The sequence below is a fragment of the Microbulbifer maximicatervae (SeqCode) genome, from assembly GCF_052466985.1.
Window position 1 is genome coordinate 489114 of sequence record NZ_CP174298.1, and the last position, 25905, is coordinate 515018.

Below are 25905 nucleotides of genomic sequence, written 5' to 3' on the forward strand. Positions count from 1 at the left end.
TGTGGCCTGCTAAAAAGTCTCAGCGCAGGAAATTGTCTCGCAAAAGATCTACCACCTCATCTGCGCGGCCGTTGAGTATTGCCTTAAGTCCGAACAGTGCGGTGGAGGTGACTTGCTGCGCCGTAACTTCCGGCGGCATCACCAGCTCCACGCGGTTCGTCGGTACGCTGAGTAGTGCCGGCCCGTCAGTGGCGAGCCAGCGCTTCATGCTGTCCTCAAGCTGATCCGCACTCTCGATACTGGCACCGCTGATGCCACAAGCTTCGGCAACGCGGCCGAAGTCCGGGTTGTGTAAGTCGGTATAGCTGTCGAGTAGCCCCTCAATACGCTGCTCCATCTCTACGAAGCCGAGGGAATTGTTGTTAAATACCAGGACTTTTAATGGGATTTTTTCTTGCACCAGTGTCAACAGGTCTCCCATTAACATGGTCATACCACCGTCGCCGCACATAGCGATGACCTGGCGCCCGGGATAGGCTTTGGCCATGCCCAGGGCTTGGGGGTAGGCGTTGGCCATGGTGCCATGGGAAAGGCTGGTGAGAAATGAGCGTTTGCCGTTGGCAGTGAGGTCGCGGAGCATCCAAACCATACAGGCGCCGCCATCAGCGGTGAATACGGCATCCTCATCGGCCAGCTTGTTGAGCGTCTGGGCGACAAATTGAGGGTGAATCAGGCTGGGGTCTTTCTCTTTGCCGCGGCTTTTCATCTCTTCCCGATCTTTTTTGTATCGTTCGAGCAGGTCATCGAGGAAGGTACTGTCGGTGCGGGCCTTTAATCGGGGCAAGAGGGCTTCAATGGTTGGACCCACATGCCCTACCAGGCCCATATCCACAGGAGCGCGCCGCCCCAGGTGCGGCGCTTCCGCATCAATTTGAATAATGGTGGCTTTTTCCGGGTAGAACTGGGTGTAGGCAAAATCGGTACCCAGGCACAGTAACAGGTCACAAGTCTCCATGGCCCGGTAGCCTGCGGGATTGCCGAGAATCCCGGTCATGCCCACATGGCAGGGGTTGTCGTATTCGAGAAACTCTTTCGACTTGGTGGTGTGGGCAATAGGAGCGGCTAGGTGTTGTCCCAATTTTACTACTTCATCGTGAGCGTGACGGCAGCCGATACCGCCGTAAATAGTGATATTTTTTGCGGCGTTGATTTTCTTTGCCAGGGCGTCGAGCTCAGAGTCAGACGGACGCGCTAGCCATTCAGGGCGATGTACCGACCAGGGCAGACTGTCTTTGCTTTTCTCCTTGAACAAGTCGCCGCTAATTTGCACCACCGCGACTCCACCGCGAGTAAGCGCAGTTTGAGCAGCCTGCACAATCATTCGACGGGCTTGTTCCGGGTGAGTCATGGTTTCACAGAAGACTGAACACTGTTCGTAGAGCTTTTGCTGGTCCACTTCCTGTGGATAGCCGAATCCCTGTTCCGCACGGTCGATTCGAGAGGCAATCAGTACCACCGGGGCGCCATTGCGATGGCTTTCAAAAATGCCGTTGATAAAGTGCAGGCTGCCGGGTCCGGCAGTTCCGGCGCAGACGCTCAACTCACCGGTAAGGTAAGACTCACCCCCAGCGGCGAAAGCGCCCACTTCCTCATGGCGCACATGTATCCACTCCAAATCGGAAGTGCGCACCGCTGATGTGAAGTGATTGATGGTATCGCCGACAATGCCGTAACACCGCTTGGCGCCGGCCTTGACCAGTGTATCGACAATAATTTCTGAAACGGTCTGCATAGCAGTCTCCACAGATTGGGTGGGGCTAGCGGTTAATAGCGCGGCGGATTGACGCGTACTTGCCTTCTTCGAGCTTGATCGCAGGCTGAAAACTGTCTGCCTGTGCGGCCAGCCACCAGTGCCAGTAGGGCGTATCTTCCGGTGCGTCGATTAGGGAGTTGGTGTCGAGAAAATGCCAGATACGATCTATCGGCCTGGATTCTGCGCCATTAATTCGGTGAACCAGGTGATAGGGTTTCAGGTCCCGGGGATCGGTAAGCCCTGCGCCGGCCACTATATCCCCCAGTGCTTCGAGAGTTTTTGCCTGGAAAGCAGCCGCCCTTTTACTCTGCACATCCACCACCAGCCCGCGCTGGCGCCGAGGATCCTGGGTGGTAACACCAGTTGGGCAGGTATCCGTATGGCAGCGCTGGGACTGGATACAGCCCACGGAAAACATAAATGCCCGCGCCGCATTGCACCAGTCAGCGCCAATGGCCAGGCACTGTGCCAGGCCGGACGCGGAATAAACCTTGCCGCTGGCAGCCAACTTCACTTTGTCTTTCAGGCCCGCCCCCACCAGGGCATTGCGCACGATAATCAACCCTTCCAGTAGCGGCATGCCCACGTGGTTGGACAGCTCCAGCGGCGCTGCGCCGGTGCCTCCTTCGGCGCCGTCCACAACAATAAAGTCCACCAGTTTCCCGGTCTCGTGCATGGCCTTCATAATGGCCATCACTTCGTAGATGTGCCCTACACAAAGTTTTATGCCTACCGGTTTGCCGCCGGAGAGTTCGCGCATCTGCTCGGCGAATTCAAGCATTTCAATGGGGGTGGAGAACATGGAGTGCGCGCGAGGGGAGACGCAGTTCTGCCCGGGTGTAACCTTGCGGGTGGAAGCGATCTCCTGGGTAACTTTGGCGCCGGGTAAAACCCCACCGTGCCCGGGTTTGGCGCCTTGGCTCAATTTAATTTCCGTCATTTTGACCTGATCGTTGCAGGCCTCGCGAAATAGATCCGGGTTAAAGCTGCCGTCATCGTTGCGCGCACCGAAATAACCGGTACCCAATTCCCACACTAGGTCGCCGCCATGCTTGCGGTGATAGGGGCTGATACCTCCCTCACCGGTATCGTGATAGAAGCCGCCAATTGAGGCTCCCTTATTCAAGGCCTCTACTGCAGCGGCGGAGAGAGCGCCAAAGCTCATGGCGGAGATATTTAACAGGGCGGCGGAGTAGGGCTGCTTGCAGCGGCCCGTGCCTACTTCAGTACGACAGGAAGTGTCTGCATTTTTTTCGGGCTTCACCGAGTGAGTGAGCCAGGTATATTCCTCACTCTGCACATCCTTTTCAGTGCCGAACGGATGCATATCGGAAAAACCTTCAGAGCGGGCATACACCAGTCGTCGGGCTTCAATGCTGTAAGGGCGCCCCTCCTCATCACCCTCGACCATATAGGCGCGGAAATAGGGACGCAGATTCAGGAATATCCAGCGAATGCGGCCGGCAACCGGGAAGTTTCGCGTAATGCTCCAGTGGGGTTGGAGCATATCGTAGATTCCCAGTAGTACCAGTGAAACGCTAATCAGTAGAGCCACCAGCCACCAGGCGCTATCTGTAAACGTGAGCACCAAGAAGAATGGGGTCAGGATAAGAGCGGTAATGGGGATAATTGCGCGCTTTATACCATTCCGGCCGGAATAGGCGCACCAGGGGTTGGAGCTACTCATAAAATCAGGTTCAGCATCGTTACATAAAGTTCCGATACTGAACCTAGATCATTTGTAAGGGTTCTGCCTTGATAAGGTCAACTAAAGGGCTTTTTCCCCTAGCTCGCCGCCAACGCAGGCAGTGAATTTTGCTCTGCAGGTAAAAACTCGATGGCAGTGACGATGGAGTAATCCTTCAGTTCATCCAGAATTTCATCCAGCTTCAATAGTTGCCAGCATGCGCGCGCGCCACTGTCTGAAATCTCACCGCGAAGGAATTTTCTCGCTAAAGCCACTGCGGGTGCTGCAGGAATCCAGACGCCATCGCCATCCATTCCAAGTATTTGCCACTGCCTACCAGCTGTCCTACCGTCAGCATCTTCACCCAGTGCGCGGACAATCATGCCGCCGTGAGAGCTGCCACCAGGCCAGCGGGCACTCAATTTATGGGCAATCTGTGCGATGCGGGAGCTTGTAGCGGGCAAATTTAGGCGCGAGAGTTGGGCGCACAAAGACAGGCCGGCCTGGAGAATCAGGGGCTCTGTCCCCGTGGAAAATAGTGCTGTGTTTAAATCTGGCAGGTATCTTGGGCACAACTCCAGGTCGGGTACTTCAAAATCGCACAGCCAGCGTTTTCCCACTGGATGGGCAAGAGTTACCGAGCGCAGGTGATTGCCGGCAAATGATTCTCTCCAGCGCCCATCCCGCAATTGGGGGAAGCTCTCCCCCAGCGCTTCAAAGCCAGAGCGCACGGTGGCGAGGCCGCGCTCTACCTTGTGTGCCGGAGCAATTGCCGCCTGCACGGAGCGAATGACCGGCAGCTCTTTCTGGATCTCAGCTATGGCTGCTGAGCTGAGGCCGGGCAGGCTGCTGGCACCGGATACCATGGCGATACCGGCGGCCTCGGCAGCCGGGGAGAGACGGTGAAAATCACATACAAAGCGGCGCGCATCTGAAATATCGATGTAGGGTGTGCGGGCTTCAATGCAGGCTTTGGCCACCCGGTAATCGGTTTCTCTCTGGTAGGGGCCAGCGCAGTGGATTAATAAATCCAGGTGCAAGGCTTTCAGTTGCGCAGTCAAGTTGATGGAGTCCCTCTCCAATCGTAACCCCTCGGCGAGGCCACCGAGTGATTGGGCGCAGCGGTCTGCCCGTGTCTTGTTATGGCCGGCAATAATTAGCTGGATATTGGTCTCAGAACTCAGCATTTGTGCAATACGTGCACCGAAATTGCCGTAGCCGCCGAGAATCAATACGCGTTTATTCAGGTTATTGATCACCTGGATGGAACTCCTGCCCCTTATAGTTTGTAGAGATCATGCATCGTGCCGGTGACTTAAATCAAGAAAATCTTGTCTGCGGCTTCAGCATGCCGCCGTTGTCATTTCACTGTTTTGTATATTCTAAAAGTAACGTTCCCGATGATCTTGTGCAGTTTTATCAGACTCATTAGTGATCTTGTGTCGGGCAAATGATTTTTGGAGACCAGAATGGCCGGTTGGAGTTTATCGACTCAGGTCCCCCTATCGATCACTGAGCAGCGTATTTATGATTTGCATCACCGCAAGGATCTGGTCGACCTGATTACCCGCGCCATGGTTTTCAAAGGAGAATTCGATGTTGAACTGTTTAAGAAGTCTATTTCAGAGGTGGTAAACACCTATCCGATTTTTCGCTGTCGTTATAGCGGGGAACCGGCTGTTCGCTCCTTTGTAGATATTGAACTGGACTATATCGACATCCGCCACTTAAGTGATGCTCACTTCGAGAGCTTTTTGCGTCAATTTGGTAGCTCGCCAATGGATTTGACGCAGGACCAATTGTTGGGACTCAGTGTTCTTCGCAGTGGAGAAGATGAATACATTTTCTTGACCAAGTGTCACCACATCATTGCCGATGGGATTAGCTTGTCACTCCTCTGGTCTGAATCCTTGACTCACTATTTGGATAGTGTGAAGGGTAAGGATTATCAACCTAGGGTGGAAACTGCAGACTTTGCTGATTATGTGAATTATGAAAATACCTATCTGAGATCGCCGAGGGGGGATAAGGCGCGAAATCTTTGGCAGCAAAAGTTGCAATCCCAAAAAGATGAGATAGAGCAGTTGCCCCAACCGGAAGAGACCTCGGTTATTTGTAGTGAAGTAATCCAGCACATAGATGAGATTGAGCTGGGGCAGATAAAGGCATTGGCCAGCTCGGAGAATGTGAGTCTCTTCGCCTATCTGACAGCCGCATTTCAGCAGGTTTTATGTGAATTCATACCTCACTCTTTTTGGATGAATGGCAATTTATCCCTTCGGCTTAAGAGGGAGTATCGGGAAGTGTTTGGCCCTATGTGCCGGTATGTCAACCTGATGGTTTGTAGGGATGAATCCTGGCAGGAGAAGCTCACGCGCCTGTCTGCGGAGATAAAGTATGCCATGCGCACGGTTTATGCTGCTGATGCAATTGGGCCCCACGGCCTGATTGGCCATCACCTCGATGCATCCCATTGCTACTTGGTGACTTTCCTGCAAACAGAGGAGCATCGGGAAGGTTTTTTTGCGGTTTATACCGGTGAAACTTCTGACTGGGTCAAATTGGATGACCACTTGAAGATTCGCATTGTCCCTCTGGCGACGCGCTTAACGCCATATGGCATCTATCTATCTATTACCGTCTTTGGGAAGCAGTTGCGCTCGAGCTTTATCTACAATGAAAATTGCTTTGAACAAAAACAAGTAGAAGCAATGGTAAGTCGCTGGTGTGACAGATTATTGTGCGGACCTGAAGATATTCTACCGCCGCTGTAAATAACGCTGTATAGGGACTGTAGAGCCAATTGTTATGTCAAGATGTGCCTTTGTGACCCTGGTTAATAGTCCTGATTATGTGATAGGTGCGCAGGCACTGAAACACTCATTGGATCGTACGGCCAGTGCCTATCCGTTAATTTGTATGGTGCCACCGAACAGTTGTAATCCAGCGCCATTGGAAGCGGCGGGCTGCAAGATAAAAGAAGTTTATACGCCTCGTTTTTCCGATGAGTTTATCCGCCGCCATAAACGCGATTCTTTGCACCGGCGCGCGCCCTTTGACAAGGGTAGTAAGCCCGCTTTCCATGACCCACTGAATAACTTTTGCAAATTGGCACTGTGGCAATTGACCCAATTCGATAAGCTTGTTTTCCTGGATGCGGACACCCTGGTATTGCGCAATATTGACCACTTGATGAATTACCCGGAATTTTGCGCAGCTCCCAATCTTTACGAAGACTTGGATGGATTTCATCGTATGAATTCGGGATTGTTTACTGCGGTACCGAGTGAAGCGATTTACCAAAAAATGCTTGAGCAACTGGATCGACCAGGGGTTTTCTGGCGACGCACAGACCAGACATTTTTGCAGTCCTTTTTTCCTCGTTGGCACGGCCTGCCTTATATCTATAACGCCTTGCAATACCTCTACCTGAATTTACCGCAGCTGTGGCAGTGGGACAGTATTCATGTCATTCACTACCAATATGAAAAACCCTGGCAAAAACAGCACTCAAAAGTTGAAAAGCTCAAGCCCCTGATCGACTTGTGGTGGGCGGTTTACGAAGGGCGAGATATCGCCGTTGATCTGGATGAGTTAGCCCGTGCTTAGAAAATAAAATCGAGAGAGGGAATTGTGAGAATAGGGATAACTGGTGCGAGTGGCTATGTGGGGCAATTTCTAGTCAGGCATTTTTTACGGCAGGGCTGTGAAGTGCGAGCATTACTGCGCAGGGAGGAAAGTGCAGCTCTTTTTCGCAGTATTGCTTCACCCAGATTGGCGTGGAGCGTCGGGGATATTACTTCTGATACAACACTACAGACATTCGCCAGCAATCTGGATGTGGTGGTGCATGCGGCTTTCGAGCATCTTCCCGGGCGCTATCGAAATGGGGAAGGGGAAGATCTTGAGGGTTTTTTACATGTAAACCTCAATCAAACCCTGGCATTAATCCGATTCGCCTATGCAGCGAAGGTAAAAAAATTTGTGTTTATTTCCAGTCGTGCCGTTTATGCCACTGGAAAGTTGAGCGGCTCTTTACGCGAGGAGCAGGTTGTTCAGCCGGATACTTTCTACGGCGGCTATAAAGCGGCTGTGGAAGCCATGCTGTCTGCTTGGGCGTATCAGCGTGGCTGGCATGCGGTTTCATTGCGCTTAACTGGAGTTTACGGGCTGGTGAGTCCGTTAAGTCGTAGCAAGTGGTATGACATCGCTCGAGCAGTGATATCTGGGGAAGCCTATTTAAATTCCCGGCTTTCAACGGAAGTGCACGGAGAAGATGTGGCGCGGGCGGTAGAGCTTTTACTGGACCACGAAGATGCCCGGGGGCGGGCAGTAAACTGTAGTGATTGCCTGGTTAGCAGTCGCGAGTTGGTGAAGATTCTAAGATCGATATCCGGACAGCAGGGACCGCTACCTCCCCAGCCACAAGTGAAACCGCCGGCAGTGATGGATTGCGCTTATTTACAGGGGAAAGGTTTTCAATTTGGGGGTGTGCAGCGTCTGCGGGAGACGCTTGGGGAATTGGTAGAGGCTGTGCAGCAACAGCAGAGCCTCATCCAAAACGCCGGCTCCTAGCCGATTGGCCAGTGAATCAACTCCAGTGAGTCGTTGTCCGCTTTCAGGCACCAGGCATTCTTATCCCAGTCTCCCAGCACAATACGCTCCGCCGGTTCACCGTTGATCGTCAACCCGTGGCGGGCGGGCCGATGGGTGTGGCCGTGGATCAGTCGAAGCACATTGTGCTCAAGCATTACCCGCTCCACTTCTTCCTGGGTCACATCCATGATGTCTTCGGCCTTGCGGCTGTTCATACTCTTGGATGCCATACGAATCTGCGCGGCAATAGCGCGGCGTTCCTGTAGGGACTTGGTCAATAGCTCTTGTTGCCACTTGGGGTCCCGGGCCTGGCGGCGGAACGCCATATACTCTTTGTCGAGGGTGCAAAGGCTGTCGCCGTGCATAAGCAACACGCGCTCATTACCGAGGGACAACGCAGTCGGGTCCTGAAGTAAAGTGGCTCCCGCGCGCTGGGCGAAGTCGGTACCCAGCAGGAAATCTCGATTGCCGTGCATCAGGTACAACTCTACGCCGGTACCGCTATAGCGACTTAACTCGCCAATCACTTCGCGGGCCAGCGGGGCATCGTCGTCGTCGCCAACCCACGCCTCAAAAAAGTCGCCGAGAATATATAGCGCCTCAGCACCGGCAGCTCGCCCGTGCAGAAAATCAAAAAACGCCCGGGTAATATCCGGGCGTTTTTCGTCGAGGTGCAAGTCAGAAATAAAATAAGTAGACAATGTCCCCGCCTTAGAGTCGGTACTGACCCGTGGAATTACTTATCGGCGTAGGCGTCAGAGATGCTGATACCAGTGATTTCGATAGTCTCCAGGGGTACGTCCTGGTGGAAGCCTTTGCTGCCGGTTTTAACGTCTTTGATTTTGTTGACCACGTCCATGCCGTCGACAACCTTACCAAATACGCAGTAACCCCAACCCTGAGAGTCTTCGCTACGGAAGTTCAGGAAATCGTTGTCCTTAACATTGATAAAGAACTGGGAGCTGGCGGAATGCGGGTCCATAGTGCGGGCCATGGCCAGAGTGCCAGTGTCGTTCTTCAAGCCGTTGTTGGCTTCGTTTTCGATGGAATCGCGGGTTTCCTTCTGCTGCATGTCTGGAGTCATGCCGCCACCTTGGATCATAAAGTTGTTGATCACCCGGTGGAAGACAGTGCCGGTATAGAAATCGTCACGGCAGTACTGCAAAAAGTTGGCAGCAGTCTTGGGTGCCTTTTCGAAATCCAATTCGATGGCTATATCTCCATGGGTTGTGTGAAGGGTGATCATAAAATGTCCTATGAGGGTTGATTTGGGGCGGCATGATACCTTGTAGTCTGTAGCTGTAAAATGCTGTGTCGGAATATCTGTGTCAATTGCACAAAAATCAAACGCTTGCAGTGAATTTCTATGAAAAGCGTTCCTTCAAATTCGATATTCTGTCTCTCAAGTAGGTTATAATTCGCCGTTTACGTTCGCACAGCTGTAAATTAAGAGAATCCTATGACATCCGAGAGCAAGCCAGCTCACTTTTTACAGAACCTTATCCGTGAAGATCTGACTGAGGGCCGGGTTACGCAGATCGCGACCCGCTTCCCGCCGGAGCCCAACGGCTACCTGCATATCGGCCACGCCAAGTCCATCTGTCTGAATTTTGGTCTGGCGCAGGAATTCGGTGGCACCTGTAATTTACGCTTTGACGACACCAACCCGGCCAAGGAAGAGGAAGAGTTTGTCGATGCGATTAAGCGCGATGTCTCCTGGCTCGGTTTTGAGTGGAATGGCGAGGCGAAGTACTCCTCGGATAATTTTGATCAATTGTACGAGTGGGCTCTGCACCTGATTAAAGATGGCAAGGCCTACGTCTGCGACCTGTCCGCAGAAGAAGCTCGCCACTACCGTGGCACGCTGAAAGAGCCGGGCAAAAATAGCCCTTTCCGGGATCGCTCTGTCGAGGAAAACCTGGCGCTGTTTGAAAAGATGCGCAATGGTGAAATGGAAGAGGGCCAGTGCAGTTTGCGCGCCAAGATCGATATGGCCGCACCGAATATCAACCTGCGTGACCCGATTATCTACCGCATTAAAAAGATGGCTCACCACCAGACCGGTGGTAAGTGGTGCATTTACCCCAGCTACGATTTCGCTCACGGCCAGTGTGATGCGATTGAGGGTATCAGCCACTCCATCTGTACCCTGGAGTTTGAAGATCACAAGCCGCTGTACGACTGGCTGATCGAGAACCTGCCGGTGCCTTCGCGTCCGCGTCAGTACGAATTTGCCCGCCTGCACCTCAACTACACCGTGGTGTCCAAGCGCAAGCTCAAGCAGTTGGTTGACGAAGGCCATGTGGACGGCTGGGATGACCCCCGCATGCCGACCCTGTCCGGTATGCGCCGTCGCGGCTTTACTCCGGCTTCCATTCGCAACTTCTGCGAGATGATCGGTGTAACCCGCTCCGACTCAGTTGTCGATGTGGGCATGCTGGAATACAGCATTCGCGACGATCTGGATAAAAATGCACCGCGCGCCATGTGCGTGATGGAGCCTTTGAAGATCACCCTGAAAAATTACCCGGAAGGCCAGGAAGAGATGCTGTCAGCACCCGGCCACCCGGTGCGCGATGATCTGCCGGCCCGTGAACTTCCTTTTGGCCGCACTCTCTATATTGAGAAAGAGGATTTCCGCGAAGAGGCCAACAAGAAGTACAAGCGTCTGGTGCTGGGCAAAAAAGTTCGCCTGCGCAACGCCTATGTGATCTTTGCTGAAGAAGTCGTGAAGAACGATGCCGGTGAAATTGTTGAGGTGATCTGTTCAGTTGATCTGGACACCCTGGGCAAAGATCCGGCCGACGGCGTTAAACCGAAGGGCGTTATTCACTGGGTATCTGCGGACAACAATGTCGATTGCGAAGTGCGCCTCTACGACCGTCTGTTCAATGATGCGGCGCCGGATGCCGGCGGTAAGAACTTCCTCGACTGCGTAAACCCGGACAACCTGCAAATCCTAAAAGGCTGTAAGGCGGAAATCGGCCTGGCCAAAGCGGAGCCGGAGCAGGGCTACCAGTTCGAGCGCAACGGCTACTTCTGTCGCGACAGCAAGTACGGCAGCGCAGAAGCGCCGGTGTTTAACCGCACCATTGGTCTGCGCGACAGCTGGGCCAAAGAGCAAAACAAATAGCCAAGCGGAGAGCTGCCCGAGCGGCAGTTTTCGCGGCTGGGTCAATGACTGGCCCAGCCACACAGCAAAAAGAATTCGAGAGAAAAGATGTCTCTACAGGTCTACAACACGTTTTCCGGGAAGAAAGAACCCTTCGTACCAATGGTGGAAGATCAGGTGCGCATGTATGTGTGTGGCCCCACCGTGTACAACCGCGTGCATATTGGCAATGCCCGCCCTGTGGTGGTGTTCGACACCCTGTACCGGGTACTGAAAAGAAATTTCAGCGATGTGATTTACGCGCGTAATATCACCGATATTGACGACAAAATCATGAAGACCGCGCGGGATAACGGCGAGGAAATCGGCGTGCTGTCGGCGCGCTATGCCCAGGCCTACTATGAGGATATGGCCGCGCTCAATAACCTGGAGCCGGATATTGTCCCCTACGCCACCCAGCACTTGCCGGAAATGATCGCGATGATCGAAAGCCTGCTGGAGAAAGGCCACGCCTACGCCGCCGAAGGCCATGTGCTGTTCGCCGTGGAGTCCATGCAGGAGTACGGCCAGCTGTCCAAGCGCTCCCTCGACGATATGCTCGCCGGTGCGCGGGTGGAAGTAGCGCCTTACAAAAAGTACGCCGGCGACTTCGTACTGTGGAAGCCGTCCGCCGATGACGAGCCCGGCTGGGACAGCCCCTGGGGCCGTGGACGCCCGGGTTGGCACTTGGAGTGCTCGGCCATGATCAAGAAGCACCTGGGTGACACTATCGATATCCATGGCGGCGGTCGCGATCTGACCTTCCCCCACCACGAGAACGAGCGCGCCCAGAGCTGCTGCGCCAATGGTGTGGATTTTGTGCGCTACTGGATGCACAACGGCTACGTGAATATCAATGGCGAAAAGATGTCCAAATCCCTGGGCAACTTCCGCATGGTCAAAGACCTGCTGAGCCAGTACCCCGGTGAAGTGCTGCGTTTCGCACTGCTGTCTGCTCATTATCGCTCTGAGCTGAATTTCAGTGCTGATTTGCTGGATCAGGCATGGCGCACCCTGGATACTCTCTATGGCGCACTGCGTGAAACGGAAGCGGTTGAGGCTGAAGCGGCAGATCTTAATGACACCGCCTTTATCAAGGCGTTGGAAGACGATCTGAATACGCCGATCGCCATCAGCGAATTGCACCAGATTGCCCGCGACCTGAACAAAGCCGATGAGGCGGATAAGGCGCGCTTGAAAGGCTTGCTGCTGGCCGCTGCAGATATGCTGGGCATTCTCCAGCAAGACCCGGAAGCCTGGTTCAAACAGGCCCGTGGTGGAGATGAAGGTATTTCTGCCGAAGAAGTTGAAGCACTGATCGAAGAGCGCGCACAAAGCAAGAAGAACCGTGACTTTGCCCGCGCCGATGAGATTCGCGAAGAGTTAAAATCCAAAGGTGTGGTGCTTGAGGATAGCCGCGAAGGGACCAAGTGGCGCCGCGAATAGCGCGGTCCCTCCCCGAGACACGGATAGATTTGAGACACCGATAGATTTTCCCCAGTTTGGCACATTGCGGCCGCCGGGGAAGTGAAATTCGAATTTCATTTGTAGAAGCGAACCATGAAAAAAGTATTTGTCCTGACCAGCGCTGTGATCGCCCTTATCGCACTGACCGGCTGTGAGCCCAAACGGGGTTCCGATGCCTGGTGCGAGAAAATGGATGGCATTCCCAAAGGGCAGTGGACTTTTGACGATACCCGCGACTACACAAAATATTGTGTCTTCAACCAAAAGCCGGAAGAGGAATAAGCGGGCCTATAGTCGTTGTTCTTCGTCGATTCCTACCAACACTTCTTCCGCCCGCTGACCGGTAAATACCGCGAGCAGGTGGTTGAGTGCTTGCGTCTTTTGTATGAGCGTCTGTACACCGCCAAGGCTGACTACGGTGAGTCTTTGCTGCGGGAACAGATTCTGGAAATTTTTGCCGAGGCCCTGACCCGCGCGCCCCAACTCGATAGCGAGGACGGAGTGCAGGACCCCGAGGGCCGCTTCCGCAGCCTGCGCGATCAGGCGGTCTGGGTACTGAACAGCCTGGTGGAGTTCGGTTGGCTGGAGAAGCAGGTAGACAGCGCCACGCTCACCGCCACCTATCCGTTTAGCCGCCGGGGCCGCCTTTTCACTCAGCCGCTAGTGGAAGTGAACGGCACCCGCGTGCGCACCCGCCACCGCAATACCCGCAACACCTTAAATGCCCTGGAAGCCTTTGCCAGCCGAGGTGAAATCCACGACTTGATCGATGCCTGGGAATACTCCGAGCGTATCGTGGCGGATTTCACCGATATGATCGCCGAGCTGGAAGAGCGCAAGCGGGAAATGGTGCGGGAAGTGGAGGCCCAATTGCTGGTGCAGCAGGCCACCGATGAGTTTTTCTCCTTTATGGAGAGCCGCTTCCAGCCGGACCTGGCTATCCGACTGTCTGCGGACAGCGTGGAGAAGCACCGCGATTCCATCAACCGGGTAATTGACTGCATTCGCCGCAAGGAGGATATGCAGAAAGCGGAGTGGGAGAAGCGCCTGCGCCAGCTGCTGCCGGAATTGATGCAGCCGGGCCACTCCCTGTTGTGGCTGATGCTCGATACCATCGAGGACCGTATGCGCCGCGCCTGCGAGGTAAAACTGCCCGCCTTGCGCCGCGCGCTACAGGGTTTTACCAAGCGCGCGGATATTATTATTCGCCAGCTCAGTTACCTGCACAGCCAGGCCGAGGGCGAGTTTGCCGACCTGTGCCAGCGCCTCGGCGAGAGCCAGCAAAAAACACAAATTCTCGAACAGCTGGGCGAACAGCTGGGCGGTTTCCAGCTGCGCCTGTTTGACCCCAAGCAAACCCAGCTGTGGCAGCGCAACCGCCGCCAGCCGGTGAATACCCGGGTCGAAGATGAAACCCCCATCGGTGAAGAAAACCGCCGCGAGATCGAGCTGCAACAATTGCTCGACCAGGCGTTTAATTTCAACAACAGTAACCTGCGCGATTATCTGAGTGATGCCCTTGGCACCGGCCGCCAGATCAACAGCCGCAACCTGCCATTGCGCGATGCGCGTGATCTGCTCGCTATGAGCCATGTGATCGAAGCGGCGGCGGTGAATCAGAGCGGCGCTGCCGACTTGCAGGTGAAATTTACCGGTGAAATCGCCAGCAATGACTATTTCACCGAATTTGACGAATATATCCTGGAGTTGAAAAACAGTGATTGAACAGGCTTTGGAAGAGGCCCTGGCGCAGTGTCGCCTGAACCGCAGCGAATTTTCCGAGCTGTTGGTGCGCCTGTTGGATTACGGCGTTATCTGCCGGGATGAAAGCGTTATCGAAACCACGCTTTATGATCGCTTCCAGCGCTGCGAGCAGCTGGTGCGCGAGTGGTTGGCCCCGCTGGGGTTGCGTTTGCAGCACGACAGCCGTTTCCAGTTTATTCGCGTGTATCCGCCCGGTGCCGAAGTACCGGGTCTGCCGGATCAGGAAGAGCCGCACCACGGCGGCTTCCGCGCCCGACTCAGCCAACAGGAAGTGGCCGCGATTCTCGCCCTGCGCGTGGAATACGATAAAGCGCTGCGGGAAGGGCAAGTGGATGAGAGTGGTTGCGCCGCCCTGTCGATGGAAGCCCTGGAACTGGGCATGCGCAACTTGCTGAAAATGTCCCTGCCGGATAAGCACGCCGAGCGTAAAAACCTACTGAAGAAATTGCGCCAGTTGCGCCTGGTGCAGTTCAGCAGCGAAGAAGTGGATACCAGTGCGGAAGTCTGGTTGCGCGTACGCCCGACCATCGCCCACTTTGTCAGCGAGTCGGTATTGCACCAGCTGATCGACAGCGAAGTCTCGCCCGCAGTGGAGAGCGGGGCCACTCAAGCTGATGAAATTAATGAGGCTGAAGAAGCGGAACAAGAGCAAGCGCTCGAACGCATCACTCCAGAAGTCGAAGATAGCAGCCTGTTTGAGAGTGAAGCCGCTTCCTAGATGAAAATAGAGGCCGCAGTAGCGGCTATAAAAAATCGAAAACATTCGACCGCCCGGGTTTGCGTAAATCGCACCCGGGTGCCTCGGAGAGGGGTGTCGGCTTCCCGCCTGCAAAAAGACCCTGCTTTTGAAAAGACCGTTTTTTTGAAAAGACTATGTTCCTAAAAAAACTGATCCTGATTAACTGGGGCAATATCCCGCAGTTGGAATATGATTTCGGCCCGATCAACCTGTTTTCCGGTGGCAACGGTTCCGGAAAAACCACGGCGGCTGATGCTATCCAGACATTGATGACCGCCGCCCACGATACCCTGTTTACCTTTAACCCGGGGCAGGATGAAACCACCCAGCGCGGGCGGGGTGGCAAGCAGGTGCGGACGCTAGCTTCCTATGTACTGGGTTGTGACGATGGCAGTTATGCCCGTGTAGAGCCCACCGACTGTTACATCGCCGGTATTTTCCATCCCACCAGCGGTGAAGACGATGCTGAGCCCTTTACCGCAGTGATGGGTATTCGCGCGCACCTGGATAACAGCAGCAAGCCCGCCCAGGCTCGCCAAAGTGATTTGCGCTTTTTCGTATTCCCCGGCGAACAGTTGGTGATGGGGGATTTTGTTCGGGATTACACCGATGGTAAACACCTGCTGCCGCTGGATAAATTCAACCAGGTCCTGAGCAAGCAGTTCGAAAAAGTAGAGCAGTACGACAAGAAAAAGGCCTACTTGCGCCGCCTTTACGGCGCCCTGCGCGGACGCCGCGATGCGGTCTCCGATCGAGAGGCCATGCACGCTGCGCGCACCTTTGCCAATTTTATGGCCTACAAGCCAGTAAAAAGCATCAACGATTTTGTCGCCCAGGAAGTGTTGGAAAAACGCGATCTGGGTGATGCCATCCGCTCAGTCTCCGAACTGATGAAAACCATTCACAGCATGGAGCAGGAAGCCCGCCAGATTGTGGAGCGGGTCAGTTCCCTGGAGGCCATCGCCCAGTCGGTAGAGCTCTACCGGGAGCAGTGGTTGCAGTTGCGGGTGCAGGAATATTTGTGCGCACGCCACCGCCAGCAGCGGGTGCAAAAGAGTTATCTGAGCGGCAAGAACGACCAGAAAAAACTGCGCAGCGATCTGGACAACAATGAGCGCGAAGTGCGCGTCGCCTCCGAGCGCGTCGAGCAGCTCAATGGTCAGCTGGTAGAGCTTCAAGCCCAGCGCCTGGGTATCGATGCGCTGCGCAATAAGGACGAACTGGAACAGCGTATTAACAATGCCCTGAGCCTTCTGTCCCAGCAGCACACCCCCATGTCTGCCGAAGAGGCCCGCTGGCGCGAGAACCGTGAGGCCGCCGAAGAATTATTAAACCTGCTCAACTCCACCTCCGCCGAGCTGGAAATTCCCGCCTTCGCCGATAAAGCACTGGTGCAGGCGATCAAGCAGGTAGCCCGCGAGGAAGACCTGCCGGATCTGCACAAGTTGTTGGGCAAGGACTGGATTGACCTGGCTGCATTGGAGCCACTGCGCGAGCGCGCTGCCAGCAGTGAGGCCATACAGAACCGCCTCTTCGACCTGCTGGATAGCAGTGGCAAAGCCGGCGCAAGTGATGAGGTTTCCCCCAAAGAGCAGATTGCCCAACAGGCCTCCCGCTGGGAGCAAAAAGTACAGCAACTGCAAAAGCAGCTGCGCACCCAGGAGAGTCGCATTCAGCATCTCCAGGCCAACCGCGTGCGCTACCCCCAATCGGTAGAAGTGGCCCTGGCCGCAATTCGCGAGCAGTGCCCTGAAGCGGAGCCCCGCGTCCTGTGTGATTATGTGGAAGTGCTGGATGAGCGCTGGCAGATGGCGATTGAAGGCTATCTGGGCGGCGCGCGCTTCTCGATTATCGTGGAGCCGGAACACGAGGCCCGCGCAATTCGTATCGTGCGCGGCCTGCCCGGGCGCAACAACCGCGCCCGCGTGATCCAGGGGGATAAAGCCCGCTGCGATGCGGAGCGCCTGGATACGCCGTCGGGCTCTATTATCGAACTGATGGAGTTTACCCATAAAACTGCCGAGCACTATCTGCGCGCCTCATACGGTGCCGTGGTACAGGTGGAGGATGAACACGAGCTGCGCGGCACCCGCCGGGGCCTGACTGCCGACGGTATGGCCAGTGGCAACTACAGCATGTGGCGCTGCGATATGGACGATGCCGAGTTGGTGTTCGGCCAGGGCGCCCGGGCTCGCGCACTGGCGGCGCAGCAGCGCGCTATGGAGCAGTTGCTGGAAGAGGCCGCCCACGTCAACGAGCGCCACCAGCTCTACCGTCGCGTTACCAACGCGGTGCGCGGACTGGCGAATATCAAGCTGTTGTCCATTGTGGATACCGCCCTGGCGGCCCAGCGGGAATGGCGCAGTGCCGAGCGCGCCCTGGAAAACCTGGACCTGAAGGACTTCGAGCAGTTCGAGCAGCAGGTCGATGAACTCAAGGCCCAGCTCAAAGATCAGCAAAAGCAGCTGTCTGACCTCCAGCGCAAACATGGCTCTCTGGAGACCAAGCTAAGAAGCAACGATAAACTCTTATACGCGCTGTCTGGCGAGCTGGAGTCCTTGGACGATGCTGCCAGTGACAGCGAGGAAATGGTAAGGCGTATTACCGCCATCGATCCCACATTCGATGCCGAGCAAGTACTGGTTACTGCCGATGAGCAGGTAGAGCGCGCAGCTGACAACTTCGACTTCTCAGCGGATATCGAAAGTTGGCAGGGACAGCTGGAGAAGTACAGTCGCCAGCTCGATCGCGCGGTGATGGAGTACAACGCTACCTGTGCCAGCGTTGATACCCTGGTGTTTGAGCCAGACTTGAGTGGCGGCCACAAAGACGCCCTGTTCAAGTTGATCAGCGGTCTCGGCGATCAGGTAGAGACCCTGCGCAACCGCCTGAAGAACAACCTGCTGGTGGAGCGCCACGATCAATTGCTGGGATTGAAAAAATCCTTTAACACCACTTTTGTAACCCACTTGTGCCACGCTATTTACCAGTCCATTAACGATGGTAAGCGCGTGTTGGATGATCTGAACAAAGAGCTGGAACATCACCGCTTTGGCGCCGACCGCGAGCGCTTCCGTTTCGACTACCAGTGGGTGGCGGAATTTAAGGAGTACTGGAGCTTCTTTAAGGCGGTAATTGAACTGCCGAATCTGGGTGAAGAGCAGAGCCTGTTCGACACGGACTTGGCGCCCAAGCACCGCAAGGTGCGGGACCGCCTGTTGAGTATGCTGCTGAGTGAAGACGAGCAGGTAGCGCGGCGCGAGCTGGATCGAATCAGCGACTATCGCAACTACCGCAGCTATGAGATCTATAAGGAACCGGAAGGCAAGGAACCGATTGCGCTCAGTCAGTACGGCACCGGTTCCGGCGGTCAGCTGGAAACGCCGGCTTATATTATCCGCTCCGCAGCGGTCACTTCGGCCTTCCGCTTTGGTGAGAGTGGCAGCCATTTGCAGATGGTGCTGGTGGATGAGGCCTTCTCCAAAATGGATGAGTCCCGCTCCAAGGAAGTGATCCGTTACCTGACTGAAACCCTGGGGCTACAGCTGCTGTTTATTATGCCCAGCAGTAAATCCGGGCCTTTCATGGATCTGATCTCGAATCAGTTTGTATTCAGCAAGTGCCCCAGTGCCAAGCCCATCGGTCAGCTGAATACCCGGGTGTATGTCGATCGCAAGGTGTGCAATCAGGAGCGTATCGCCGAACTCTGGGCCAATCACCGCCGCGCGATTCGCCAGCAGGCGTCGCTGGATTTTATGGACCTGGTAGAAGTAGAAGGATAGGTATTTTCGGGGGAAACCCCTCCATTGGCAGGGAGGCAACCGATGGAAAAGATATTGCCCTATTGGGTAGAGGAAAACCCGCTGTTAATCGGCATCCTGAATTTTATTCTGGATCGGCGGGACAGCCAGCTGGAACGCGGCAAGGAAGCCCGCATTAGTTTCAGGTTGGATTTGCGCGCTGGCAGTAAGCGCTGGCTGGAAGTGCTGGAGCCCCTCAGGGACCCCGATCAAGACGAGCAGGAGCTGTGGAATGAATTGCAGCATTTTGCGCGGGAATACCAGTGTTTTACGGTAAAACCGAATCCGAAAAGGCGGCCGGGTATTGCCGAGTGGCAAGGGGCCCAATTGATTTTTCGGGATGCCAGCGAGGAACAGCTGCGCCTGTGGCTCAATCGCCCATCCCCCACCGTTCGCCAATCCGCCTGGACCAGCCTGCTGGAACCCTATGTCGATCGCTTTGAAAATCCCGCCGCTTTTCCCCTCGAAGGCTTGGAACTCCAACCGGGGTTTGATTCCGTCGAAGAAATTATTGCTTGCTGGGTGTCCGTCGGCAAAGAGCTGATCTTTGCCGATAAAATTTCCTGGCGACAATTAGCCGCGCGCTGCTTTAAAGGGGATTCCAAATACCTGGAATTACCCAGCCGTCAATCTCTGGTGCGCAATCTCTATCCTGACCTGAGCCGTAAAATCCAGGAGCGCCAGCTTTTACTTCACGCCTACCTGCCCAGGCAATTTGAGCAGGTCATTTTTATCGAAAACCAGGACACTTTTATTAGCCTGGCGGAGCTGCAACCCAGTCGTGCTGCGCTGGTTTATAGCGAGGGCTACCAGGGCGGTGCAGAACGGATTCGCAATGGGGAGAGAGTGCGCTTCAGCACTATTAATGTGGTTAGTGAAAATATCCGGCAGCAATTCCTTAGCTGGTGGCACGATGGGGAGTCCCGAACGGTTCCAACATTTTTCTGGGGGGATCTGGACTATGAAGGATTGCGGATTGCCGCAGCGCTGAGAAAAAGCTTTCCCGACTTGCAGTGCTGGCGCCCGGGCTACGATCTGTTACTGCATTTTCTGCGCACGGGAAAAGCCCATGCTCCAGAGCAGGCGGAAAAGGTGGGGCAAAAGCTGGTGCAAGCGATTGGTTGCCAATACGCAGATAGCACTCTGCTGCCAGCAATTTCAGGCAGCAATCGCTATGTGGATCAGGAGGCAGTTGAGATTGGGGAGCTGGCTGGGACATTGGTGTAAATATGTCGCTATCCGATAAATTTTAATTGTTCGTTTTTATGGAATGGTGACTATCAAGGCGTCGGCAGGCGTTTGAACTTGTTTTTTATGCGCAATTTCTCGGAAGATAGAAAAAATATGCTGTAAAAATGCCACCCAGAATAACAAGTGCAGTTTCCGGAGTTTGCTATGCGTCAGTTTTCCATCCTGGTCATTTTTGCGTTGGCCTTTGGCGGCGCCGCTGTGATGTACGAAAAGGAAAGCCGTAAAGTAAAAGGCGTGTTGACCCAGATTACTGAACTTCAAGCGCAGATGGGTGATTTACAGGCGGAGATCAACCGCCTAAACAGTGAATTGGAAGCCGTGAAGCTTGCGGAGCGCCGCCGCCCTAATCTCAGTGCTATGGCCAACCGCATTCGCCGCGAAGGTAGCGGCAACTCCGCACAAGTTGCGCCCAAGCCGAAAGTGGAAGACCGCTTTGAAAAGTCGCGCAACCTGATGCAGTCAGACGTTACCAGCGCGCCGCCGGCTATCCAGTCGAACACTCGTAGCAACAATGATGAAAGCGAGTGGTCTCGCCCAACTGTAGATGCCGATGAGTATCGTGGTGAGACCGGTGAAGAACCCGCAGTGGTCGATCCCTACCAGTAATTTTGCACTCTGCATATTGATTCCCTCGCCAAAGCCCGCAAAATACCTGCCTCCCGCAGGATACTGTTTTGCGGGTTTGCCAGTTTTAGCTGACACGATTTGAAATTATAAGTGGGCAAGGGGCGCTAGGTATGTCGCTGAACAAGTTTTACACCACCTTAAATGGGCAGCTGGAAGGATTGCTTTCTGGAGAGCGAGACTGGCTGGCCAACACCGCCAATGCCAGTGCGCTGTTGTTTATGGAGTTGGAAGATATCAACTGGGCCGGTTTCTATTTCCTCTACGGTGATGAATTGCGTTTGGGGCCCTTCCAGGGCAAGCCTGCCTGTACCCGGATTCCAGTGGGCGCCGGTGTTTGCGGCACTGCTGTTTCGACCGGTGAATCCCAATTGGTAGACGATGTGCATCAGTTCCCCGGCCACATCGCCTGCGATGCTGTGTCGGCCTCAGAGGTGGTGGTGCCACTGTATGATGACGCGGGTCGTTGCCTGGGAGTGTTGGATATCGATAGCCCCAGTGTGGCGCGCTTTAGCGAGGAAGACCTGGCGGGCCTACAGGAATTTGCCCGGGTATTGCTCAAGTCCTCAGACCTCCCGGCGAGCTGATGGCGCTGCTTTGGCAAAAGCAGGTTGGCGATACCTGTTACCAGGTGCGCAACCATGGCGCCAGTGTGCGCCTCTACAGCAATGGGGTTTTCCACTCTCAGTGGAATCCCCGCGACCCCCTCAAGGGCTCCCTTTGGGAGTTATTGCTGCTACCGGCATTCTTCCTCCCTGAAGAGCGCTTGAATTCGGTATTGGTACTCGGCGTCGGTGGCGGTGCCCTGATTCGCCTTTTGCAGGCGTTCACCTCGGCCAAGCGTATTGTCGGCGTAGATTTGGACCCGGTGCACCTGGATATTGCCCGTCGCTTTTTTGGCGTACGTGATGTTGAGCTGGTGTGTGCGGATGCCTGTGACTTTGTACGCGACCACTTGAAGCGACCCTCTCACAGCACTTTCGACCTGGTGATCGACGACTTATTTGGGCACTGCGACGGCGTAGCGCAGCGAGCGGTACCCGCCGATAAGTCCTGGTGCTCCAGTCTGATGCGCCTGCTCCATAAGGATGGCGTGCTGGTCAGTAACTTCGGGGATAGGCCCGAGCTACAGAACAGCGCTTGGCGCGACAAAGCTATGCGCGATCGACTCGGCGGTGCCTGGATGGCCTATATGCCCCAGTACGAGAATCATATCCTGGCAGTGAGCAGAGGAACTCTGCGCAAAGGTGAGTTGGCGGCCAGGGCCCCAGAAAAGATCAATCCCGCCAACCCCAACCGGCGCCTAGATTTCCGCATGAGCCAGCTTCGCTGATCTCGACAGCCCCCACAGAGGCCGGCTCCTAAAATCCCTGTCACTTTAATAGTGATATTCATTGGCGCCCTTTGTCACCTCGTGACTATACTCAAGGTGAGCGAAGTGTTCTGCCGGGATCGATTGATGCGGTACAAAACTGTTGAGGAAGTGATTCAGGAAGGAAGGGATTTTCATGCCAAGTTGGCGCTGCAATACGAAGAGTATGAGCAGCTTGCCACCAATGAACGGGTCGAGTTGCTGCTGGATCAGCTGCGACGACGGGAAGATTCCATGAAGCACTCACTGGAAAACTTCCATGCAGACCTGCCCCCTGGAGCCCTACATACCTGGGTGCAATTTGCCCCGGAAGGGCGAGAGAAAGAATTTTTGCAGCGCTTGCGCGGCATTGATATTGAAGACTTGGAGCAGATTGCCAAGTTGGCCATGGATATCGAGATCTACCTGGCCGATCAATATCGGGATCTAGCCCAGGGCGCTGAAACCCCATCGGCACGGGATGCATTCGAACGATTGCGACAACTCGAAGAGTTGGAAGAGCATACGCTGTCGATGAACTTGTTTAATCTGCGCGATTACTAGCCTTTAATCCTGTTTCCAGGCGACTGCTGCCGGTCTGCGCCCCTAGCTCTTAGGGGCGCAGACGGTATACGCAAAATCCTTGCTCTTTAGTGATCAAATCCACCTGGGAAAAATAGCGGGGCCCTTTTTTCGCTAGGGGAATAAATTCATTCACCACAAAAATCGCAGCGCCGGAATCTTTGAGAATCCGCGCACTCTGCTGCAGAAAGCGATCGGTCAAATCTCCCTCCACCTGAAAGCCCTGGTGGAAAGGTGGGTTGCACAGCACCAGATCGGAGATTTCACTTTCCAGTTCAGAGCCTGCATCAGAGGGCACAACGATGCCTTCGACTCCCTGTTCGGTAAAATTCTTGCGGCATGCCAATAGAGCAGCGGCGTTATTATCCGTAGCGGTAAAATGATATTTACCCAAAGCGGCTAATTGCATACTCAGGTAGCCATAACCACAACCGAGATCAACAATACGAGAACCGTCCTGTGGCAACTCCGTCGTTAATTGCTGGGCGAGTAGGGCACTGCCTTTATCGATTTTGTTCCAGCCGAACAATCCCGGCTTGGAGTAGAGGTCGCCAAGCTCGGGCAGCTTTTGTAACTGGGCGTACTGAAGCTCACTGATTGGATTGCCGGTGCCCTCGTGAGCGACAACATTACTGCTCAGGTAGTCGTTGCCATTTTTTTGCAAGTGCTTGGCAATGCCTAGACGCTCGGCCACTTTGGCGGCGTAGCTTTTGATTCCGCTTTGCTTTTCCCCCAGCAGAACCAATTCGCCACCTTCGCCAAGGAAGTGGGGGGCGCAATCAATAATATGGTGAACTATGGCCTTTTCTTTCGAAACGGCGTAGACAATACGGCGGTATTTGCGGTCCAGTTCTTCAAAGTGGAAATCGTTGAAGAAGCTCCGCTTCACCGTATTTTCGGCGAGTTCGGCAATATCCCAGCGGTTACTGATTAAATCCCCGGCAAAATGAAACCCCTCCTGGTGTAAGAGGGGTTTGCTGTTTTCATCGGCGATCCACAGGGTTTCCTCTGGGGCCTGGATAAGTTCCTGATGTAGAAGGGCTGACATATCTTTTTTTAATTGATAGAGGCAATTTCTTCAGGGGTCAGGAGGCGGTAATCACCTTCCTGAAGCTCTTCATCCAAGATGATTTCGCCGATCTTCTCCCGGTGCAACTCCAATACCTTGTTGCCCAGGGCTGCAAACATACGCTTCACCTGATGATAGCGCCCTTCACCGATGGTGATGCGCACTTCGTTGGCAAAGAGGATCTCCAGCTTGGCGGGCTTGGTTCTCTTCTTTTCGTTATTGAGCCAGACACCCTTGGCAAGCTTGGCCACGGCATCTTCCTCAATTTTCTCGGCCAACAGAGCGTAGTAGGTCTTGTCGCAATGGTGGTTGGGGGAGGTCACCTTGTGGGACCACTGGCCGTCATCGGTAAGCAGCACCAGGCCGGTGGTATCAATATCCAGGCGCCCGGCAATATGTAACTTTTCCTTGTTAGGCTCATCAATCAGGTCCAGCACCGTGGGGTGCTCGCCATCTTTGGTGGCACTGACATAGCCCAGGGGCTTGTTCAACATAATGTAGCGGGGCCCCGGCTCGTGCAGGGGCTCATCATCCAGGCACAACTCATCACTGACTTGTATTTTGGTGGCCGCATTGGTGACCACCTCACCATTGACGGTAATGCGCTCCGCCCAGGCGGCGCGCTTTACATCAGTGCGGGAGAGGTCGGTGACCTGGCTGACCGCTTTATCCAGACGAATCAGGTTAGCCAATTTTACGTTCACCGGAATCGACAGATTGATAGATCAGGGTATTGATGGTCATGGGACCAACGCCACCGGGTACCGGGGTGTAAGCTGCAGCGCGTTCGGTCAGTGGGCCCAGCTCGATATCGCCGACACCGCCGGGGTGGTAACCGGCATCCACAACCACAGCGCCATCCTTAATCCACTCGGCCTTGATAAACTCAGGCTTGCCCACGGCGCCCACTACGATATCGGCGCGGCGGATATGCTCGGCCAGGTCTTGGGTGCGGGAGTGGCAGATAGTCACGGTGGCATTGGCATTCAACAACATGGCCGCCATCGGCTTACCCAAAATGGGGCTGCGACCCACAACCACGGCGTGCTTGCCTTCCAATTCAATATTGTAGGCCTCCAACAGGCGCATAATTCCTTTAGGAGTCGCGCAGCCGTAAGCCTCTTCACCCATTGCCATACGGCCAAAGCCCAGGCAGGTTACACCGTCTACATCTTTCTCCAGGCTGATCGCATCAAAACAAGCGCGCTCATCGATCTGCGCCGGTACTGGGTGCTGGAGCAGAATGCCGTGGACGTTGGGGTTGGTGTTGAGTTCTTCGATCTTGGCGAGCAGCTGCTCAGTGGTGGTGGAGGAGGGCAGTTCCACCTGGAGGGAGTCCATGCCGATTCGGCGGCAGGCATTGCCCTTCATCTTTACGTAGGTGGCAGAGGCGGGGTCATCACCTACCAGAATGGTCGCCAGGATTGGCGTTTGGCCACCACTCTTTTCCTTTAGTACGGCTACCCGAGCCGAGAGTTCCTCTTCAGTTTTCTGTGCCAGGGCCTTGCCGTCCAGAACCAGTGCAGACATAGATACTATCTCTAACAGTAAAAAATCGATGGCTAATAGACCGGAATCTGCTTCAGCACCTACTTTATATAGAAGGGCGGAAGCCGGCGATTTTTAAAAACGCTTACTTTTTATCCGGTCGGATTCGCGAAGTGCGCCATTTTCGCACAGGTTGGAAATAATTTCGCCACTTCTGGGCCCAGATAGGCAAAAGGATAAACTTCTTTAAAAATAATAGCTTAGAAGCGTTGACATGGGCCGGGGGTATCATTACTATGCACGCACTTCGCAGCTACAGCGACTTACACAACCACCTACGGGGCGGTTAACAGGGTCAAAGAGGTGCGAATGATTGGAAAAACGGGGCATAGCGCAGTCTGGTAGCGCGCCTGCTTTGGGAGCAGGATGTCGGGGGTTCGAATCCCTCTGCCCCGACCAATTTTCCGGGTTCACCTTGCGCCCGTAGCTCAGCTGGATAGAGCATCCGCCTTCTAAGCGGATGGTCGCAGGTTCGAGTCCTGCCGGGCGCGCCATCTTTAGAGGATGGTGCTGGTTTGGCAAA

The 25905-nt window shown here is 54.6% G+C and carries 22 protein-coding genes and 2 tRNA genes; 16 read left to right on the forward strand and 8 right to left on the reverse strand.

Going from position 1 to position 25905, the window contains the following annotated elements; all coding sequences use genetic code 11:
• Positions 1 to 19 precede the first annotated feature (19 nt).
• The 3 genes from ACJJI3_RS02185 to ACJJI3_RS02195 form a co-directional block, all read right to left on the reverse strand.
• Positions 20 to 1732 (reverse strand): thiamine pyrophosphate-dependent enzyme, encoded by a 1713-nt coding sequence (locus ACJJI3_RS02185; protein ID WP_444911097.1) that lies wholly within the window; start codon positions 1730 to 1732, stop codon positions 20 to 22.
• Positions 1733 to 1757: 25 nt separating this feature from the next.
• Positions 1758 to 3440: an FMN-binding glutamate synthase family protein gene (locus ACJJI3_RS02190; protein WP_282932184.1), complete on the reverse strand. Its 1683-nt coding sequence runs from the start codon at positions 3438 to 3440 to the stop codon at positions 1758 to 1760.
• A gap of 98 nt (positions 3441 to 3538) precedes the next feature.
• The gene (locus tag ACJJI3_RS02195) at positions 3539 to 4699 is read right to left on the reverse strand and encodes a saccharopine dehydrogenase family protein (protein ID WP_444941347.1); all 1161 of its coding nucleotides are present in this window, start codon (positions 4697 to 4699) and stop codon (positions 3539 to 3541) included.
• Between the two features lie 210 nt (positions 4700 to 4909).
• Here ACJJI3_RS02195 and ACJJI3_RS02200 point away from each other — a divergent pair, with 210 nt between their 5' ends.
• Genes ACJJI3_RS02200 through ACJJI3_RS02210 form a run of 3 tightly spaced genes read left to right on the forward strand, consistent with a single transcriptional unit; the run spans position 4910 to position 8015 of the window.
• On the forward strand, positions 4910 to 6214 hold the full coding sequence (locus ACJJI3_RS02200; RefSeq protein WP_444941348.1) for a condensation domain-containing protein: 1305 nt from the start codon (positions 4910 to 4912) through the stop codon (positions 6212 to 6214).
• A 34-nt stretch (positions 6215 to 6248) separates the two neighbouring features.
• Entirely contained in the window at positions 6249 to 7049 is an 801-nt protein-coding gene (locus ACJJI3_RS02205; RefSeq protein ID WP_444941349.1) for a glycosyltransferase, read from the forward strand.
• A 24-nt stretch (positions 7050 to 7073) separates the two neighbouring features.
• Positions 7074 to 8015, forward strand: a complete 942-nt coding sequence (locus tag ACJJI3_RS02210) for an NAD-dependent epimerase/dehydratase family protein (protein ID WP_444925332.1) — start codon at positions 7074 to 7076, stop codon at positions 8013 to 8015.
• On the opposite strand, the gene ACJJI3_RS02215 is transcribed toward ACJJI3_RS02210, so the two are convergent.
• A complete protein-coding gene (locus tag ACJJI3_RS02215; protein WP_444941350.1) occupies positions 8012 to 8737 on the reverse strand; it encodes a UDP-2,3-diacylglucosamine diphosphatase in 726 nt (241 codons plus the stop codon). The genes ACJJI3_RS02210 and ACJJI3_RS02215 overlap by 4 nt on opposite strands.
• Positions 8738 to 8772: 35 nt before the next feature.
• Complete coding sequence (locus ACJJI3_RS02220) at positions 8773 to 9282, reverse strand: peptidylprolyl isomerase (RefSeq protein ID WP_108733726.1); 510 nt, start codon at positions 9280 to 9282, stop codon at positions 8773 to 8775.
• A gap of 213 nt (positions 9283 to 9495) precedes the next feature.
• On the opposite strand from ACJJI3_RS02220, the gene ACJJI3_RS02225 reads away from it, so the two are divergent.
• The 11 genes from ACJJI3_RS02225 (at position 9496) to ACJJI3_RS02275 (ending at position 22747) form a co-directional block, all read left to right on the forward strand.
• The gene (locus tag ACJJI3_RS02225; RefSeq protein WP_444941351.1) at positions 9496 to 11169 is read left to right on the forward strand and encodes a glutamine--tRNA ligase/YqeY domain fusion protein; all 1674 of its coding nucleotides are present in this window, start codon (positions 9496 to 9498) and stop codon (positions 11167 to 11169) included.
• 87 nt (positions 11170 to 11256) lie between these two features.
• Positions 11257 to 12633 carry a cysteine--tRNA ligase gene (gene cysS / locus ACJJI3_RS02230; protein WP_444893395.1) on the forward strand — a complete coding sequence of 459 codons (1377 nt, stop codon included), beginning with the start codon at positions 11257 to 11259 and terminating at the stop codon, positions 12631 to 12633.
• 114 nt (positions 12634 to 12747) lie between these two features.
• Positions 12748 to 12936 carry a DUF3012 domain-containing protein gene (locus ACJJI3_RS02235; RefSeq protein WP_108733723.1) on the forward strand — a complete coding sequence of 63 codons (189 nt, stop codon included), beginning with the start codon at positions 12748 to 12750 and terminating at the stop codon, positions 12934 to 12936.
• Positions 12937 to 12951: 15 nt separating this feature from the next.
• Positions 12952 to 14379 carry a Wadjet anti-phage system protein JetA family protein gene (locus ACJJI3_RS02240; RefSeq protein WP_444941352.1) on the forward strand — a complete coding sequence of 476 codons (1428 nt, stop codon included), beginning with the start codon at positions 12952 to 12954 and terminating at the stop codon, positions 14377 to 14379.
• Positions 14372 to 15136: a DUF4194 domain-containing protein gene (locus ACJJI3_RS02245; RefSeq protein WP_444941353.1), complete on the forward strand. Its 765-nt coding sequence runs from the start codon at positions 14372 to 14374 to the stop codon at positions 15134 to 15136. Before ACJJI3_RS02240 ends, ACJJI3_RS02245 begins: the two co-directional genes overlap by 8 nt.
• Before the next feature lie 155 nt (positions 15137 to 15291).
• Positions 15292 to 18939, forward strand: coding sequence for an ATP-binding protein (locus tag ACJJI3_RS02250; RefSeq protein WP_444941354.1), 3648 nt, complete (start codon positions 15292 to 15294; stop codon positions 18937 to 18939).
• A gap of 42 nt (positions 18940 to 18981) precedes the next feature.
• Positions 18982 to 20184, forward strand: coding sequence for a Wadjet anti-phage system protein JetD domain-containing protein (locus ACJJI3_RS02255; RefSeq protein ID WP_444941355.1), 1203 nt, complete (start codon positions 18982 to 18984; stop codon positions 20182 to 20184).
• 168 nt (positions 20185 to 20352) lie between these two features.
• Positions 20353 to 20814 carry a hypothetical protein gene (locus ACJJI3_RS02260; RefSeq protein WP_108735279.1) on the forward strand — a complete coding sequence of 154 codons (462 nt, stop codon included), beginning with the start codon at positions 20353 to 20355 and terminating at the stop codon, positions 20812 to 20814.
• 131 nt (positions 20815 to 20945) lie between these two features.
• Complete coding sequence (gene msrC / locus ACJJI3_RS02265) at positions 20946 to 21419, forward strand: free L-methionine (R)-S-oxide reductase MsrC (protein ID WP_413662523.1); 474 nt, start codon at positions 20946 to 20948, stop codon at positions 21417 to 21419.
• Positions 21419 to 22165: a spermidine synthase gene (locus ACJJI3_RS02270; protein ID WP_413662522.1), complete on the forward strand. Its 747-nt coding sequence runs from the start codon at positions 21419 to 21421 to the stop codon at positions 22163 to 22165. The genes msrC and ACJJI3_RS02270 overlap by 1 nt, the downstream gene beginning before the upstream one ends.
• Before the next feature lie 126 nt (positions 22166 to 22291).
• Entirely contained in the window at positions 22292 to 22747 is a 456-nt protein-coding gene (locus tag ACJJI3_RS02275) for a hypothetical protein (protein WP_282932198.1), read from the forward strand.
• A gap of 49 nt (positions 22748 to 22796) precedes the next feature.
• Here the strand turns inward: ACJJI3_RS02275 and ACJJI3_RS02280 are convergent, their stop codons facing one another.
• The 3 genes from ACJJI3_RS02280 to folD are packed head-to-tail and all read right to left on the reverse strand — an operon-like array spanning position 22797 to position 25364.
• The gene (locus ACJJI3_RS02280) at positions 22797 to 23813 is read right to left on the reverse strand and encodes a class I SAM-dependent methyltransferase (protein ID WP_444941356.1); all 1017 of its coding nucleotides are present in this window, start codon (positions 23811 to 23813) and stop codon (positions 22797 to 22799) included.
• A gap of 8 nt (positions 23814 to 23821) precedes the next feature.
• Positions 23822 to 24526, reverse strand: a complete 705-nt coding sequence (rsuA, locus tag ACJJI3_RS02285; RefSeq protein ID WP_444941357.1) for a 16S rRNA pseudouridine(516) synthase RsuA — start codon at positions 24524 to 24526, stop codon at positions 23822 to 23824.
• Complete coding sequence (gene folD, locus ACJJI3_RS02290) at positions 24519 to 25364, reverse strand: bifunctional methylenetetrahydrofolate dehydrogenase/methenyltetrahydrofolate cyclohydrolase FolD (RefSeq protein ID WP_108733712.1); 846 nt, start codon at positions 25362 to 25364, stop codon at positions 24519 to 24521. Before folD ends, rsuA begins: the two co-directional genes overlap by 8 nt.
• Positions 25365 to 25704: 340 nt before the next feature.
• On the opposite strand from folD, the gene ACJJI3_RS02295 reads away from it, so the two are divergent.
• Positions 25705 to 25781: transfer RNA gene (locus ACJJI3_RS02295), tRNA-Pro, on the forward strand.
• A gap of 18 nt (positions 25782 to 25799) precedes the next feature.
• Positions 25800 to 25876, forward strand: a tRNA-Arg gene (locus ACJJI3_RS02300).
• The last annotated feature ends 29 nt before the right edge of the window (positions 25877 to 25905 follow it).